Origin of the sequence: Vibrio sp. D404a, from assembly GCF_030248535.1 — a bacterium.
Classification (GTDB): Bacteria; Pseudomonadota; Gammaproteobacteria; order Enterobacterales; family Vibrionaceae; genus Vibrio.
The window spans coordinates 81,548-97,822 of sequence record NZ_JAHGAJ010000003.1 but is presented as its reverse complement, the minus strand read 5'-3'; the positions used below and the strand labels follow the sequence as shown (position 1 = coordinate 97,822).

At 43.4% G+C, this 16,275-nt stretch carries 13 protein-coding genes; 3 read left to right on the top strand and 10 right to left on the bottom strand.

Features of this window, described 5'->3' with window-relative positions; all coding sequences use genetic code 11:
* Positions 1 to 15: 15 nt before the first annotated feature.
* Positions 16 to 3,138, bottom strand: a complete 3,123-nt coding sequence (locus KI655_RS01810; RefSeq protein ID WP_285401146.1) for an HD domain-containing phosphohydrolase — start codon at positions 3,136 to 3,138, stop codon at positions 16 to 18.
* A gap of 427 nt (positions 3,139 to 3,565) precedes the next feature.
* On the opposite strand from KI655_RS01810, the gene KI655_RS01805 reads away from it, so the two are divergent.
* Together KI655_RS01805 and KI655_RS01800 are read left to right on the top strand one after the other, a co-directional pair.
* Positions 3,566 to 4,972 (top strand): FAD-binding oxidoreductase, encoded by a 1,407-nt coding sequence (locus KI655_RS01805; RefSeq protein WP_285401144.1) that lies wholly within the window; start codon positions 3,566 to 3,568, stop codon positions 4,970 to 4,972.
* A gap of 435 nt (positions 4,973 to 5,407) precedes the next feature.
* The gene (locus tag KI655_RS01800; RefSeq protein ID WP_285401142.1) at positions 5,408 to 5,608 is read left to right on the top strand and encodes a hypothetical protein; all 201 of its coding nucleotides are present in this window, start codon (positions 5,408 to 5,410) and stop codon (positions 5,606 to 5,608) included.
* Between the two features lie 290 nt (positions 5,609 to 5,898).
* Here KI655_RS01800 and KI655_RS01795 read toward each other — a convergent pair whose 3' ends face one another.
* The 6 genes from KI655_RS01795 to KI655_RS01770 form a co-directional block, all read right to left on the bottom strand.
* Positions 5,899 to 6,324 (bottom strand): GNAT family N-acetyltransferase, encoded by a 426-nt coding sequence (locus KI655_RS01795; RefSeq protein ID WP_285401140.1) that lies wholly within the window; start codon positions 6,322 to 6,324, stop codon positions 5,899 to 5,901.
* 112 nt (positions 6,325 to 6,436) lie between these two features.
* Positions 6,437 to 6,895 carry a GNAT family N-acetyltransferase gene (locus KI655_RS01790; protein ID WP_285401138.1) on the bottom strand — a complete coding sequence of 153 codons (459 nt, stop codon included), beginning with the start codon at positions 6,893 to 6,895 and terminating at the stop codon, positions 6,437 to 6,439.
* Positions 6,896 to 7,570: 675 nt separating this feature from the next.
* On the bottom strand, positions 7,571 to 8,518 hold the full coding sequence (locus KI655_RS01785; protein WP_285401298.1) for an iron ABC transporter permease: 948 nt from the start codon (positions 8,516 to 8,518) through the stop codon (positions 7,571 to 7,573).
* Between the two features lie 71 nt (positions 8,519 to 8,589).
* Positions 8,590 to 9,555 (bottom strand): ABC transporter substrate-binding protein, encoded by a 966-nt coding sequence (locus KI655_RS01780; protein ID WP_285401136.1) that lies wholly within the window; start codon positions 9,553 to 9,555, stop codon positions 8,590 to 8,592.
* Entirely contained in the window at positions 9,552 to 10,397 is an 846-nt protein-coding gene (locus tag KI655_RS01775) for an ABC transporter ATP-binding protein (RefSeq protein ID WP_285401296.1), read from the bottom strand. The genes KI655_RS01780 and KI655_RS01775 overlap by 4 nt, the downstream gene beginning before the upstream one ends.
* Before the next feature lie 160 nt (positions 10,398 to 10,557).
* A complete protein-coding gene (locus KI655_RS01770; RefSeq protein WP_285401135.1) occupies positions 10,558 to 11,457 on the bottom strand; it encodes a LysR family transcriptional regulator in 900 nt (299 codons plus the stop codon).
* 114 nt (positions 11,458 to 11,571) lie between these two features.
* Between KI655_RS01770 and KI655_RS01765 the strand changes: the two genes are divergently transcribed.
* Positions 11,572 to 13,614 (top strand): alkyl/aryl-sulfatase, encoded by a 2,043-nt coding sequence (locus KI655_RS01765; RefSeq protein ID WP_285401133.1) that lies wholly within the window; start codon positions 11,572 to 11,574, stop codon positions 13,612 to 13,614.
* A 94-nt stretch (positions 13,615 to 13,708) separates the two neighbouring features.
* Here the strand turns inward: KI655_RS01765 and KI655_RS01760 are convergent, their stop codons facing one another.
* The 3 genes from KI655_RS01760 to KI655_RS01750 all read right to left on the bottom strand — a co-directional run bounded on the left by KI655_RS01760 (position 13,709) and on the right by KI655_RS01750 (position 16,134).
* The gene (locus tag KI655_RS01760; protein WP_285401131.1) at positions 13,709 to 14,002 is read right to left on the bottom strand and encodes a hypothetical protein; all 294 of its coding nucleotides are present in this window, start codon (positions 14,000 to 14,002) and stop codon (positions 13,709 to 13,711) included.
* A 47-nt stretch (positions 14,003 to 14,049) separates the two neighbouring features.
* A complete protein-coding gene (locus tag KI655_RS01755; protein ID WP_285401129.1) occupies positions 14,050 to 14,718 on the bottom strand; it encodes an NAD(P)H-dependent oxidoreductase in 669 nt (222 codons plus the stop codon).
* Between the two features lie 315 nt (positions 14,719 to 15,033).
* A complete protein-coding gene (locus tag KI655_RS01750; protein WP_285401294.1) occupies positions 15,034 to 16,134 on the bottom strand; it encodes a Fic family protein in 1,101 nt (366 codons plus the stop codon).
* Positions 16,135 to 16,275 lie beyond the last annotated feature (141 nt).

The following is a 16,275-nucleotide window of genomic DNA, read 5'->3' as shown; positions in this document are numbered from 1 at the left end:
ATTCCTTTATACGCTTCAGTCTAGGAATTGTTTAATATCCTCGATATCCAATAACTCTGGTGCGAGATGCTGCTCCGCATAACGATGGTAAACGCCACTCGTTAATAACAACTGAAAAACGTCTTTGTCGATATGTCCACTTTCCATCATTTTCGACAAAATGCTAATCGCTTCACTGAGTGGTTTTGCCTTTTTGTAAGGTCTGTCTGACGCGGTCAAAGCCTCAAATATGTCCGCTACAACGAGAATACGCTCAGGAACTGACAAATCACTATCGCCCAACCCACGAGGATAGCCAGTACCCATTAAAGTCTCATGATGCGTCGTCGCGTATCGGGGAACACGCTCTAGCTCGGGAGGAAATGGGATACTCTCTAGCATCTTAATACCACTGATCATGTGCTCATTGATCTTAAAACGCTCTTCGTTAGTCAATGTCCCGCGCCTAATTGAAAGATTGTATAACTCGCCGTGGTTATAGAGCTTTTCCGGAACTCGCATGTTGATACCAAACTCTTCTAAGTTGACGAAAGGCTGATCACGTTCAATGATATGCTCTTCTCGATCAGTCAGTAGCTTCTCAACAGCAGGGGTAGATTTAGGCTGAACTCTGGTCTCTTCAAGAGGCGATAGACCTAAACTTGAATCGAAGTACCTCGTCCATTCTATTTCGGCAAGTTTTTCAATACGTTCAACGTCCTCGTCCGACATAAACTCTTTGCCCACATTGGCATTCGCAACAAAAGCAAACTGTTCTTGAAGACTGTCTAACTGTGGTCTTAATACATTATCCAGCTCAACCTCTTCCCCTAGGCGAGATAAAAGGTACTTAATTTGAGCATCACGCCATAACACTTCGTAACGCATTCGCACTTCATGTATACGATTGTAATTCGTTTCTAGCTTGCTTCCTTTATCGACAACATACTCTGGCGTTGCGATTTTACCGCAGTCGTGAAGCCAAGCCGCAATGCGGAACTCGCGGCGCTCTTCATCATTTTTGAAGTGGAAGTCTTTGAACGCACCTTGATCCGATTGTTCTGCAGCCTCTGCAAGCATCAATGCGATCTCCGGTACACGATTACAATGGCCTGCGGTATAAGGAGACTTCTCATCAATTGCACGAGCAATCAATTGAATCATTGATTCAAAGAACAAGTTTTGTTGCTCTTCAAAATGCTTCAAGGAATTACTCCCTCGAGTGACAGACAGTCCTAACTGATGAATTTCTTCAATACGACTATGGACTCGTTGAACTTTGTCGTATTGACGATCCCGGACTAAACGAACTTGTTGACGAAGTAGATTGATTGGGTTGGCAATCGGTGCTGCCATCGCCCAAGCAAACGGAATCAATACTGCAAGAACAAAAAGAGAACCGCCTACCGAGTACCATGTTGATTCATTTACTCCAGCCATAATGTACGCTTTCGGCACTAGCACAGCGAAGTAGCGTTCAGCCTTATATGTCAATTCAGAGATGTATAAGTACTTCTCAACTCCATTAATGGTAACGAGCTCTACCGACCCTTTCTTTGCTAAAGTGCCTGTGAGTTTAATTAATTCCGGATAAGGCAAGAAAGTGTGTGTTGACGGTAGCGAATCTGGCGAAAACCATTTGTCTCGTAATTCCTGCCTGTGCTCTTCGCTGAGTGAAGCCAGTGCCAAATTAATAATATCCGCGACATCACGATATTCATCGCTTACTGCAAAGTAGATCTCACGGGAAAGAATAGGCGATGCGACAGGTACTATTTTTAGGTTTTCACGGAATTTTTCGCGGACTTTAGCCATTAAGACCTGAGTCAGATCCAGCACCGCATCAATCTTACCTCGTTCAAGGTCGTCGATCGCGGTGTGCAAAGAAGCGTAGGACGTCACCTTTAATTCAGGGTACGCGTCTTGGATATTGTCCTGCATGCTCCAGCCTCTCAATATTCCAACTCGCTTGGCTGTGACATCTTCAAATGTCTTGATCTGTTCATTATCACTATTCATCAACAGTGCAAAGTTTCCTCGATAAAGAGGATCGCCCACAACACTAGTCTGACTGAAGTTCGTTGGGTCGGATAATGACTGCAGTACGTCGATCTTGCCGCTGTTAAAATCAGCAACCAAATCACCCCAAGAACCGTCATTGACGAACTTGAACTTAAGCCCTGTCATATCAGAGATCACTTTGAACAAGTCGATTGCGAATCCATGTGGGCGACCAACGATGGTATAGTCAAGAGGAGCCCAATCGTGTTGATTCGACACCTTAAGTTCAGGCGTTGAATCAACAAGTTGTTGTTGCTCTGCCGTAAGCGCAATAGGGCTTACCAAAGGTAGTTTTTCGTTGATTTCTAACCTTTGATTGCTGGCGACAAGGCGTCCATCGGATCGATAAACAAATGCCTCTGCTTGAGGTTGCTTCTTGTTTTCGACAAAACGGTTAGTGAGTCGAGCCTCCAAAGATGATAAAAGCACATCCACACCGACAACTGTGTCACTGCCCTCTACCCTTGTCGCAAAGGTTTCTCCAGTCAGTTTTAAAGTATTAAATAGATAAGGAGACGTATTGTAGACCGTACCTGTCGTGGCATTCTTGTACCAACTACGTTGAGTAGGAAGGTAGTTACTGTATTCTTGCTCTACCTCGCGAGGAGTAAAGGATTGGTCATAAAAAGTGGACGTTTTACGTCGTTGATTTCCTTCGCCTTGGTGTACTACCACCAGCCACTTTTCGGAGCCTTTAGCTCCCACGGCTGCCCTAATTTCGCCAGATTCTAGATGGATTATCTGAAAAAAATCATTATTGCCTTGTGCGACAAAAATACTGTGAAGGCTGGGGTCTCGTAACAACAGTTTAGATAGCGGCAACGCAATGCTTTCGGTCGAGGAGTCCATTCCGATAAGGTCTACTAATTGAACGCCACTACGAGTAACATTTTCCGCTACATTTTGTAGGTTAGAGAAGTAGTCTGATACACCGCTCGCTATTGTCTGATATCGTGCCAGTGTGTGCTTCAATTCTGTTTGACTTGCAAAATAGTATTGCAATGTAATTGCGACGCCCCCAGTGACAAAGGCGCAGAAGACAAACATCAACCCCAGCACCACTCTTAAGGAGACTCGTCTATGCGTTTTCTTTTGCATTCTTTTATTCCATAACTGCGCGACTATTCTAAATAATCCATACAAAACTGACTTATTTTACGAGCCCTATTGCGCTTTGTGCGAATCACATAATCTATCGTCCTAATAAATTCTTAAGTATAGACAATTACTTAAATTTATCGGTGTCAGAAATATATCTGTCTCCACACACCCGAAAGAAGTGATCAAGTAACAATTGCGATATGTATGTCGGCGGACGTAATAAGATTAAAACTGCTTAATAGATAAATCGCATACCTCGCGCGCCATAACCTACTCTATGTCTTGAGACTATGTGAAAAATAGAAGATATCGTTCCAATTATAGGCTTTTTCCTCATGCAATTAATGAGGTTAGAATGATCGGCAAAATAGGGCTCTGAGTAACTATGCGTTAACGAACACCGAATCCATACCAGGAGAATAAAATGAATCTTCCTTTTGTATTTAAGCGAGTGTCAGCTTTATTCATTGGTACTTTGTTACTAATTACCTGTGGTATTGCATTGGGTAAGCCTACTACCAGTGATTTTGAACCTAACACCAGTTACTGGTTCCAAGAAAAGCCTAACCGAGATGCCCCTCCATTAAGAGAAAACACTGAGTTTGATATCGCCATAATAGGAGGAGGTTATACCGGTCTCTCTAGTGCTTGGCATCTTGCCAAAACGAACCCGCAGTTAAAAATCGCCATTTTTGAAGCAAAGCAGGTAGGAAGTGGCGCCTCAGGACGAAACGGAGGAATGGTACTTCCCGGCTCAGAGGTGATGGATATCTATGATGCGGGAGAAGCAAGTAAACGTCATTACGATATTACCGTCAAAAGCATGCGAAAACTTCAGGCACTCATCGAGTCTACAGGAGTTAATACTGACCTCATGCTTAATGGGTATGTAGAAGCGATACTTGATAAAGACGCGATCTCTGATTATCGCGATTATGTAAGGACTGGCAATCGACTTGGTATACCGTTTGAATATTGGGATGCCGATACCACAAAGAAAAACCTAGGAACAGAGCGTTACGTTGGGGCTGTTTATGACCCCAATGGGGGCCAAGTTCATGCGATGAAACTGGTTAATGCACTCCGAAAGGCCGCTGAACAAGTTGGAGTCATTATCTACGAACATAGCCCAATACTAGGCATCAAAGAAGGCAAACAGATCGAGCTCAATGTCGCGGATAAATATACCGTGGTCGCCGGGAATATCGTCCTCGCCACGAACGGCTATACTTCAAAGCTTGGCTATTTCAGTGACCGCCTATTTCCTGTTCATGCTCAAAGTGCCGTTACAGAGCAACTAACCAAGGCGCAGTTAAACTCAATTCAATGGCAAAAAGGCCTCCCTTTCTATGACACTCGAAAGCTCCTTTATCATCTTGTTATGACACCAGATAACAGAATCGTTATTGGCGGAGGCAATGCTGAATACTTTTTAAACGACGGCCTAAAGTACAAGGGAAATCTCGATAAAGTTAAAGACCTTATGATGGCCGAGTTGATAAGTATCTATCCCGAACTCAATGGCATCAAATTTGAGAGCGTTTGGAACGGTGTACTTGGAATGACAAGCAATAGTAACGAAATCGTAGGGGTCACAGGGAGTCACGAGAATGTGTATTATGCTCTTGGCTATAATGGCCATGGCATCAACCTATCTTTCCTTTTCGGAGAAATTATCGCAAGCCTTTATAATGGACAAACGCACCCGTGGTTTAATCACGTAGAAGAATCCCTACCAATGAGACTGCCTCCTGAACCACTCAAAGCAACCGGAATAAAAGGCACACTTATATATTATAAGAAACAGGATGAAACTTATATTAATCGATAACTAATCCTGACGGCAGCCCCATCATTAAGCGAGTAGCATAGAGGCAATACCCTTGTATCCTAGCTACTCGATACTCTACATAAAAACGGTCAGATTGGTGACTAGTTGATATGAAATTAGTCGATTTTAAGCGCGTTATTTCAATTCTGGTTCTAAAACGATTCTAAAGGCTCCATTGTTAATTTTTCACTTTTTCATAAAGTGAGCTTGATCACACAAGAATTAATGACTATTGTAATTATATTACATAAAAGAAAATTTAATACTAAAAGAGAGATCGTGAGAAAGCTTAGTGAAACCATACTAATGAAAACGATAAAGTCTACAACAGCGGTTTTATCCACTAATTGGTCAAAGTTTCATAGCATTAACCTAATCACACTATAACTTTATTTTATAAAAATACAAAAACCGACATAAAACAAGGAGTTTTCTATGCTAAAAGCAGTTAAGGAATTATTTATACCAACACGAGATTACGCGGGTCGTAACGTTGATTTGGTCATCGCACGTCTCTCAGAACGCACTCGAAGCAAGGTCACGGATTGGTCTTACCTTCATGATGAACATCTGTACGTAAATACAATCAATGGGATGAAAGTATTCCCTCACGAGATCATTCGCTACGCTGCATAATTTAATTTCAACAAAACTGTAATAAAACGGGCTGATTCGCCCCCTCTTTGGGGTAAAAAGATCTGAGGTCGATACTCAAGGAGGTGTCGCTCGACGTTTCAGTCATCCACTTATCAATAGATCAACAAAGGATTACCCACGGTCACAGAAGCCTATCTTTACCGTGAGTGAATGTGGCGAATTAAGCTACTACCACCCTACCAATGCTTCAATATCAACACTCCACCGCCAAACATAGCCATTCAAATAATAGTACAACCACATGTTCTGAAAACCGATTTGAGAAGTGATTAGGTTTGTGTCTCAAAGCTCATTAAGTGGTAACTATTTTGTGCATCTCTCACTGTCTTCAGAATTTTAAAGCCTTGAGATAGATAAAACTGGATGGCATTGCTATTTTGAACAAGGCATTTAAGAGTCAAACTTCCACATAACTCTTTGGCGTGATTAAGCAATTCAACACCGATACCTTGTTTAAGCTTTTTAGGGCTAACAAACAAATGATGGATGAAATTGTCGGGCCTCCAGATTGAAACAAAGCCAATGACTTTGCCCTGCTCCATAGCTATCCAAGTTTCTTCTCCATCTGTATCTTTCATAAAATCAGCTAAACAATATGCGCCAGTATCCAGAAAAGAGAAAGTAGCCACTCTAGATTCAAAGTAAAGCTGTGCGGTAGCTTCTTGATGCTGAGCTTGAAATCTGATTATTTCCATAAACTACCTGTAAGCCTTGTACTGTGATATGTAGTAAACACTGCCGCCACTATCGTTGACCGTTCACTCTCTATCAAACGATCGATGCAGAACTCCACTCATACGAATCACGCTAAACAGGTGATGATCCATCGGCTCGGGATTCCAGCAAAATACTCATAACATTATGATTAGGTTCGCTTTCAATTTCGACGACTGACCAACCTAACGACTGGTATAGCGGCTTAACATTTGTGTACACATACAGACGACTTTGAATAAAGCCCGATACTTGACCGACACCGCGATTTATCAATTCACTCGCAATACCTTGACCACGCCACTCTTTGGATACGAACACGGCGTTAAGCCAAATAACTTCTGAGTCACCGTGAGGCTCTTTAAAGTGCGAATAAGCAAGTCCACCAATTACTTGATTGTCTCTCAAAGCAACGATTACCGGAGGAAGGTTAGCGTCTGATTGATAGCTATCTGCGAAAAGAAAATCAGACCACTCAGCTTGGAACAGCTCCTCTAGAACTGTCCAATAAGGACTGTTTTCATCGCAATTTCTAAATACTACCTTGTTCATATTGAATGATGACCTCAACGTCATATAGGACCGAACTAAGAGTCATACGGCACGACCACAGAACCTAATCGATTGTGCTGTCGCAGACTGCGTCCAAAGTGACCAAGTATAGCGAATCTCTTTGAATAGATTGTTATGCTTGGTCTATCAGTAGGCAAGTACGATTTCTTCGTGGTGTATGTATAGTTAGGCTATTGATTAAAGTAGCCTTATTAATGATTCCCTTTACGACGTAAATGCTCAGCATACTTTTGGGAAATCAGTTGATGTATATGAAGCCCTGTTTTACGAACAAGATACCAATCTATTGCTGCTAAAATGACTAAGCCTATTATCGTTCCCATCTAAAACCCTCCTTGCACATCGAATGATCACTCTATCAAACCCTTGATTAGCCCTGAAATACTGAAGGCAATTTATGATATGTAACGATGACTTTCAGATAAGTTAGCGCTTATTTTGGGAATAAAGCCTCATTTCGGATGTTGTTAGATAGCCTCCCCTAAGGCTCGTGTTATTAAAAGGCAGTAAGCTAAGTTCAGGAGTAAGAAATTATAGGTATATGATTATTTCCAACTGAAAGGGTGATTAAGCTCGCTGGTTTATATCTATTAAATACGCCAGCACTAGAAGCTGGCATATTTGAATTGTCATTGTCGAATGTAAGCCTCGATATCATTTTCGCCAAACCAGATATAAAACGAACATGCCACCTAATGCTGCAGTCACAATACCAACAGGCAGTTCCTGTGGCGCTAATACCGTTCGACTGACTAAATCTCCAAAGAGCAGAAGGACGGCGCCCCATAAAGCAATTAAAGGCAATGCGCGCTTGTGAGTCACACCAGAAAATGGCCTGACCAAGTGCGGAACCATGAGACCAATAAAACCAACCACGCCCGTCAATGAAACAATCGAAGCTGTACAGAACGCACAACAAAGAAATATTTCGCTTTGTAGACGATGAACATTAACGCCAAGTGAACTCGTTGTCTGCTCACTCACTAATAAAGTATCAAGCTCACGGTAACGCTTAAAAATCAGCACAATCAAGCAGAGTACACCGAATAGTGCGAATATAAGGTTGTCCCAGCGAGCAAGCCCTAAACCACCCATTGTCCAAAACAGAATAGAACTGGCGGCTCGCTGATCGCCAGAGTAAATAAGAAAGCTTGTTATCGCACCGAACAAAAACGATATGGCGAGACCGCATAAGATCAGATTGTCGTTACCCTTTTTTCGCTGCATCGAAAATAGAATAAGAACTGCGCTGGCAGAGACAATCCCTCCTGAAAATGCCGCTAATGGCAATGACCAGATCCCTAGAGCATCTCCTACCTGAGTAATGACCAATACAGCGCCAGCGGATGCTCCAGAAGAGAGCCCAAATAGGAATGGATCCGCAAGATCATTGCGCGTAGATGTTTGAAGCAATGCGCCTACCATCGCCAGTCCAGCCCCGGCAATCACAGCTAAAAGGGCCCTAGGTAACCTCAAATCAAATAAGATACGGCTCGTCATGTCTGGCTCGGCTTCACTAAATGAGCTGAGTCCAACCATGACTTCTTTAAAGGTTAATGGAACAGAGCCAAACTGTAAGCTCATCACAAAAGCGAGCAACATGGATGCAATGCCTGCCACCCAAGCTGCCCGGTATCTACTATGTAAAGTCAATGGAAAAACAACCTTGGCAATTATTGTGCATCAAATGCCAGAGCAAGTTTTTCGATCGCGTCGATGTTAGCAGGCCCTGGAGTTAGCTGCTCATAACGAAGCTTCACGTAACGGCTCGATTTCACTGCATTGGTATGTTTCATAAGAGGGTGCGCTTCAAGGAAACGTTGCAATGAATCCGCCCCACTCGCGGTTTGGTAGTCTAAAAGAATAATGACATCTGGATTTTCACGGGCCACATTCTCCCATGAAGTTCTCGCCCAACTTGCTTCGATGTTATCCGTAATATTATGCCCACCAGCAGCCTCGATCATGGCATTTGGCATTGCATATTTACCCGCAGTGAAAGGTTTATCTTCACCTGAGTCGAACAAAAACACCTTTGGTGCGTCTGCTTCAGAGGTGGTTTGCTTCTCTGTTACCGCTGTAACGCGCTGTTTCCAACTTTTCACTAACGCTTCAGCTTTATCCTGTTTATCAAAAATGACACCGAGCTTTTTCACATCGTCATAAAGAAGATCCATAGTCGCTGCTTGCTGATCGCCCTGCGTGTGAATACAACTTTCAGAGAGCACCAAAGTATCTACGTTATACTGCTTGAGGGTCTGAGGGGTGACTTCGCCCCCTACTTTCATCCCATAATTCCAACCAGCGAAAAAGAAGTCCGTATCAGCTGCAATCAATGTCTCCAACGACGGGTATTTCGGTGCCAGTTCTGGTATCTCACCTAACTCATTCTCAAAGGAATTCGACATTTTGTACCAACCAGTGATACCGGTTACGCCAATCATGCTAGGTTGCAGGTCAAGCGCAAATGCCATTTCTGCCATATTGATATCGTGCACAACTGCGCGACTTGGACGTTTTTCAATGGTAAGTGGACTACCACAACTCTCCACGGTAACTGGATATACTGTATCGGCCGCGTTGGCTGTGAAGGCAAATGGTAGGCTAATTAACATACCGGAAATTAAAGACCACTTCATTGGTGGGCAACTCCTATTAGTGACAAGTTAGAGGGGTGATGAGCAGCCTCAAAATGATGAATGGTGCTACTCATATGGGGATGTTTGAATGAGATAACGCGTAGCCCGAAAACTGGTGTCATAAAATGGTCTTGCATTACGATATCGGGGGTTTCGAACGTCACCATTTTTTGATCGGACATAAGTAATACTTTGTCTGCAAAAGGGGCGACCAAAGGCAGATCATGCAACACAACGACACTCGCTATGCCACGTTGTTTGATTAAGCTGAGTAGTTCTAAGCGTGCAAGAGGGTCTAAGTGATTAGTTGGCTCATCTAAGAGCAGTAGCCTAGGTTCTTGAGCAAAGGCGCGAGCAATACTGGCACGCTGTTGCTCTCCCCCAGACAACTCACCAAAATATCGTTCGCTCTTATCAGTGAGCCCGACGTCTTCTATTGCTTGATTAACCGCTCTTTTGTGTTCTTTTTGACTGCAACAGAAAGTATGAGGAGTGCGCCCGAGCCAAACATATTCGAAGATACTTAAACGTGGGTCGACATTCTCGTGTTGAGTGACAACCGCAACCCTCTTTGCGAGTTGTTGTTTATCGATACTCTTCAGACACATACCAGATAGAGACAACTCTCCATCTACTGTTTTGTACTCTCCGGTGATGGCTTTTAATAAACTCGACTTGCCGCTGCCATTTGGCCCGATAACGGCAACACATTCTCCTTCATCGACGCTGAAAGAAACATCTGAGACGGCCCTCCAATTCGCCTTACCATTAGCAAAAAGCCTCCTAACCGACAAGACAGGTATATCCAAATTTCCACCCAAAGAATCAAACCCAAACACCATTGTGATGTTATAACATAACAATGGTGTTGCGCATATATCCTTATTAGTGCATATCAGAGGTAGGAATTAACTAGAGCATTTAATACATTGTTCTTCGAAAGTACTGAGTCTGAAGGCGTCTTGGACTCGAGAACACAAACAGTAGCCGGCTTTTTATCACCTAACCTTCAACTAAATAAGATTTGAGTTTTTCTCTGAGCCAAATATTCGAAGGGCTTTTCTTATCTCGGTTGTGGACGAAGAGTTGGTACTTGATTGGGAATGTTGAGAATGGCATCGGTATTATTTGCAGTCCTAGCTTATCAGCAAGTTCATTAGCCAAACTTCTTGTCATTGAAGCAATACAATCGCTACTTGATACCATCGACATTTGCCAAATGAGCGATGTGCATTCAGCAGCAACCTTTCTCTCTTTCAGACTAACTGTCGTGAAATAGTCCGCCAAATACGCCTGTTCGCGGCGTAGCTTAAGTGTTATGTGTTTCTCACGATAGAATTCATCTTGAGATATTGAACCTGTGATCCTCGGATGACCTTTTCTGGCAATAATGCACATCTCGTCATCGAATAACGGTTCTGTAAAGAATGAGGTTGGTGTGTGATTGGAGAACTCAATCGCAAGATCAGCTTGCCTCTGATTAAGATCATCCATCAACTGTTCTTCATTAGAGCGCGTAGGGTGAAGCTCAATCGTAACGTTACCCAACTGATTATCGGCTTCAATTTTCGTCAGTAGTCTTAGCATCACTGGTTCCGATGTGTAAACCACAAATTTATGAGGCGTCTGGGTACTAAACTCTTCCAAGTTTTCTAGCGCGTTATTAATTTGTATCAACGCTGGCTCAACTTGACGAATCAGCTCTTGCGCTTGCCTCGTTGGTGCTATCCCTCTACCTGAACGAATAAAAAGCTGACAGCCTACTTGTTGTTGCAATCGCTTCAGCAAACCACTGACACCGGGTTGAGTCATTCCCATTTCGTCAGCGGCAAGTGTGATCGATTGGTGGCGATAAACGGCGGAAAACACTCTAAGTAAGTTTAAATCGAATTTATCTAGCATAGCTCATTACATAACAAATCGTGATGTTTGGAATTCATATTCGTTTATGTATTCTTATGTGTCAATCCTCTAAATTTGTCTCATACCAACTTGAGAGACAAAACGAGGTTCTCTATGAAAACGACTCTAAACCGTTCTGTACTATCGCTAGCTATCATCGTTTCTTTCAGCGCTACTGCCGACAATGAATATGAATCAATCGAGACATACAAAGGTAAACCTGCAACTGAACATACCATTGAGGCCAACAACGCATTGGCTGAAACGCTGCCATGGCAAGATACCTCAGCATTTGAGCGTTCAGAGAGAGGGCTCATCGCGGCGTTTGGTGATCATCGTGTAGGTGAGCTGCGTAATCGCATGTCTCACATGAACGTAGACAGCATTCGTGAAGACCGTCCGGATACCGTTAACCCGTCTATCTGGCGCCAAGGTCAAATGAACTATGCCTCAGGCGGCCTTTATCAAGTTACGGATGGTGTCTATCAAATACGCGGTGCCGACCTTTCCAACATGACAATCTACCGCACGGACAACGGGTACCTTATCCACGATCCATTACTGCATGATGAAGTCGCAGAAGCCGCTTGGAACTTTGCTAAACAACACCTACCAGCGGTGAACGGCGAGCATAAGATCACCGGTATGATCTATTCTCACACTCATGCCGACCATTTTGGTGGTTCAAGAGGCATCATTAACACGGGCGATTTTGCAGAAGGAGCCCCAGTTATTGTTCCTGGCGACTTCATCAAAGAGATGGCAGACGAAAACATCATGGCGGGTAACGCGATGTCACGTCGCGCACAATATCAATACGGCCAGTCTTTAGAAAATGACGCCACAGGTATTGTAGACAACGCACTGGGTATGGGTTTTGGTAAAGGAGCAGTAACGTTAGTAACACCAACAACAGAAATTGTTGAACGTGAAGAAACGCGTGTTATCGATGGCTTAGAGGTTCACTTTATCAACATGCCCGGTGCTGAAGCGCCCGTTGAAATCGTAAACTACGTACCTGCGTACCGTTCATTGAATACGGCCGAACTGACTTACGATGGACAGCACAACATTTACACATTCCGTGGCGCAAAAGTGCGTGACTCATTAGCTTGGTCTAAGTACCTAACTGAACTTAAGATGCGTTTCGTGGACTCTGGGCTGGTTGATAACATCCATTCTGCCCATTCCGCTCCGGTTTGGAACAACCCAGAAACCGAAGAGAATGAAATCGGCCACTACATGGAGATGCAACGTGATAACTATAGCTGGCTGCACAACAACTCGGTGCGCTTAGCAAACCACGGTGTGAAAATTGGCGATGTTGGTCGTTCAATTGAAGAGATTATCCCAGAGTCGCAGAAACAAAACTGGGCATCACGTGGCTATCATGGTTCGTACAGCCACAATGCTCGAGCGATTGTAAACTTGTACTTAGGTTATCTCGATCTGAACCCAGTCAACATAAACCCACTTAAGTCAGTCGACAAATCTTGTACTTACGTGAACGCTGGTGGGGCAGATAATTTCTATAAGTCAGCTAAAGCTCACTTTGATTCAGGTAACTATCAGGAAGCCGGTCAGCTATTGAATGACTTAGTACTGTGTGAGCCAACTAATATCGAATACCGTGAATTATTAGCGGACACGTTTGAGCAACAAGGCTATCAATCTGAAACAATGGCATGGCGTAACTCGTACTTACAAGGTGCGGTGGAACTTCGTACGAATGAAATTGGAGAGTCTTTAAAGACAGCCTCTGAGGACGTTATTGCAAACACACCGACAACAAACTTCTTGGACTTGGTAGGTGTGCAACTAAATGGGCCAAAGGCTGAGACTGCAGGCTTGAACTTTAACATGGGAATTTATCACCCTGATATTGAAGAGCGCCATTACATCGAAGTCTCTAATGCTACCTTCTCTCACCTACCAGTGACTGAGTTAGGTTTAGAGGGTTCTATCCCAGCATTGGATACAGAGATAATTATTCACAAAGCCGATTTAACCAAAGTGATTACTGGCGAGACAACACTTGAAGCATTATTTGAGACTGGTCAGGCAGGTCTACGTGGTGATGCGAAGAACCTACAAGACTTAGCGAGTTCTCTAGATAAATTCGACATGAAGTTCGATATTCTTCCGCTAAATCGTTAGCAATAAGCTACTGATTAAAAAACTAAAAGAGTCGCAGTGCGGCTCTTTTATATTTTTTAGGGATAGGAAGAAAGGTGCTTTAAATCTCAACCACTTATATACAGAGCATGCTTCTGATGATGTGATGTGCCTCTGCAACTTGCTCTACCTCTCCTGAGAGAATCACATCTAAGGGTTTTCTCCCCTCAAAGAATACGCTCTTACTTGCGGTGGTTAAAAAGTGGTGCCTCTGTTTGGGTTCTCGATAAAGCAGCTCTAAACATTCATCGATCGCCACGACATGTTCGCTTTGCTGCTGCGATGCTTGATTCTCTAGAAAACGAGTGATTTGACTATCACTCACGCCCCACGATTTAAAAACCTCACTCGCTTTTTGTTGAACAGTCATAATACACCTCACCCATTTCTCTTATATAACGACAAGACAAAAGTCTGTTAGTAATGCCCTACTTCAATTGCAGGTTCATCGAAGATCGTTTGTAAACGCTGAGCGTAGTTTTCTAGTAGTTCAATACGCTCTTGTTGTGTTTTACGTGCGGGCCCAAATACCTTCTGTGGGGCGAGAACCGAAAACCCAGTAAATTCGAACACGCCACGGTGTATTGGTCTTAAAATCGCGTCTAAGTCACCATTCCAACCGTCTTTCTCGTAGAGCTCTTCTGGCCCGCCCATGGTCACGCTCACCATGGCTTTCTTTCCTTTAAAGATACCGTTCTCGTAAAATCGGCCGCCGCCATAGGCTCTACCCATCGCAAATACACGGTCCACCCAACCTTTAAGGGCTGCTGGCATACCGAACCACCACAGTGGAAATTGGAAGATGACCAAGTCGCACCACTCCAGTTTTTGTATCTCTTCTTCTATATCTGCTGCAAAGCTCTGGTTATCCGACGCGTGCATCTCTTCGAGTTGTTGTTTGAAAAACTCAGTATCCATTTCGCTATTGAAGTTATGACGTCCAGATACTGGATCGAAGTTCATCGCGTGTAAGTCCGATGTTTTAACTTTATGCCCAGCCGACTCTAGGGCTTCTACCGAACGACGAAACATAGCACCATTAAAACTTTTCGGCTCTGGATGCCAGTAAACAACAAGTACGTTCATTATTTGCTCTCCAATAGTTTCACAATTTCACGATAGCGATATTCTTGTGTACGTATTACAGGTGTTTGCCCGCTAGAATATTGCTTTGTTGCGTTTAGTATCGGACAATTTCTTGTTAACTTGTAGAGTGTCTTTCATCAACTTAAAGATAACTAATAGTTAATGAATTAAGTTCTTGCTGTGGTCTCTTTGATTCAACTTGCTAGTCACTACATTTGTGTAATTGTCGAGAAACGATCTGGAAAGGATAGCTATCACATCCACTTAATGGCAAGTAGATGTGAAAGAGTAGGAATTCGATCTAAGGAACAGAGGCTATAACTTGGGTAGTTGATAGCGAGTACTTCGCCCGGCACCAGCTTTCACTAAACACTTTTGCTCAACCAGTGCGGCTAAATGACGTGTTGCTGTTGGTTTACTCACCTTGGCCACTTTGTGATATTGAGATGTGTTGATGCCATCCGCAAAGTCACCATCAAGCATGCGATTGAGCACTTTAACTTGTTCTTCCACCAGCTTAGTTTGATCGACATGACGCCAAAAGTTGGTCTTAAATACCGTTTGATCGATCTCTTTTAACACCTCATCGAATGTCTCATTCAACGTATTGAAAAACCAAACAAGCCACGGAGTAATATCCAGAGATCCTTTCTGAGTTTGTTCTAGAATATCGTAATAGCTTTTACGATTGGCCAATATGCCAACAGACATGGCGTAAAAGCGTACCGATTGCTGCTCTGCCTGCGCGAGCGCGAGGTCGGTAAGAAGGCGGGTAATTCGACCATTTCCATCGTCAAGGGGATGCAAGGTCACAAACCACAAATGCGTGATTGCGGCTCTTATTAAAGGATCGAGCGATATGTCTTCTCTGGAGTCGTTGAACCACTGGATGAATTGGTTTAGCTCAGCATCAAGTACATCGCGGCCCGGTGCTTCAAAGTGCACGATTGGCCTGTCTATTCTGCCAGAAACCACCTGCATTGGCGTGTCACCTCGCAGTAGACCACCAATAACCGGGTTAAACATGGTGTAGCCTTCAGAAAAGAGTCGGTCATGCCAATGCAGAATTCGTTCAAGCGTTAACGGCGTACTCAAATTTTCGACGGCATCAACCATGATTTCCGCCAAACCATCAGTCTGTTCGGTGGTCGGGAATGGCCTTTCTTCTGATAAACCTAGTTTATTCGCTAGCGAAGAGCGCACTGAAAAAGCATTCAGCTTCTCTCCCTCAATGGCACTTGAGTGGACGATATTAGCAAGCAAAGTATCTAACATACTCTCAGTCTGATCTTGAGAGTGGCTGAACATTTTTCCCAATAGGATCCCTTGGTTGAGACGCGTACGCCTTACCATTGGTTCTATAATATTGTTGTCCCAGTCAAACTGTGGCCAATTCGCTTGTTGCCAGATCCACATACCCATGCCCTTGATTTGAAAAAACACCATAATCAAATCACATTATGATTTGTTTATCCCACATAATCAAATCATAAAATGATTCGATTAATACCTTTATTCACCTCATTAACCCTTCAATAGGACTACTAGAATGACAAA

Coding starts and splice junctions, on each gene's coding strand:
- KI655_RS01810 (WP_285401146.1), bottom strand. CDS start 3,138: ATGCAAAAGAAAACGCATAGACGAGTCTCCTTAAGAGTGGTGCTGGGG.
- KI655_RS01805 (WP_285401144.1), top strand. CDS start 3,566: ATGAATCTTCCTTTTGTATTTAAGCGAGTGTCAGCTTTATTCATTGGT.
- KI655_RS01800 (WP_285401142.1), top strand. CDS start 5,408: ATGCTAAAAGCAGTTAAGGAATTATTTATACCAACACGAGATTACGCG.
- KI655_RS01795 (WP_285401140.1), bottom strand. CDS start 6,324: ATGGAAATAATCAGATTTCAAGCTCAGCATCAAGAAGCTACCGCACAG.
- KI655_RS01790 (WP_285401138.1), bottom strand. CDS start 6,895: ATGAACAAGGTAGTATTTAGAAATTGCGATGAAAACAGTCCTTATTGG.
- KI655_RS01785 (WP_285401298.1), bottom strand. CDS start 8,518: ATGTTGCTCGCTTTTGTGATGAGCTTACAGTTTGGCTCTGTTCCATTA.
- KI655_RS01780 (WP_285401136.1), bottom strand. CDS start 9,555: ATGAAGTGGTCTTTAATTTCCGGTATGTTAATTAGCCTACCATTTGCC.
- KI655_RS01775 (WP_285401296.1), bottom strand. CDS start 10,397: ATGGTGTTTGGGTTTGATTCTTTGGGTGGAAATTTGGATATACCTGTC.
- KI655_RS01770 (WP_285401135.1), bottom strand. CDS start 11,457: ATGCTAGATAAATTCGATTTAAACTTACTTAGAGTGTTTTCCGCCGTT.
- KI655_RS01765 (WP_285401133.1), top strand. CDS start 11,572: ATGAAAACGACTCTAAACCGTTCTGTACTATCGCTAGCTATCATCGTT.
- KI655_RS01760 (WP_285401131.1), bottom strand. CDS start 14,002: ATGACTGTTCAACAAAAAGCGAGTGAGGTTTTTAAATCGTGGGGCGTG.
- KI655_RS01755 (WP_285401129.1), bottom strand. CDS start 14,718: ATGAACGTACTTGTTGTTTACTGGCATCCAGAGCCGAAAAGTTTTAAT.
- KI655_RS01750 (WP_285401294.1), bottom strand. CDS start 16,134: ATGTGGATCTGGCAACAAGCGAATTGGCCACAGTTTGACTGGGACAAC.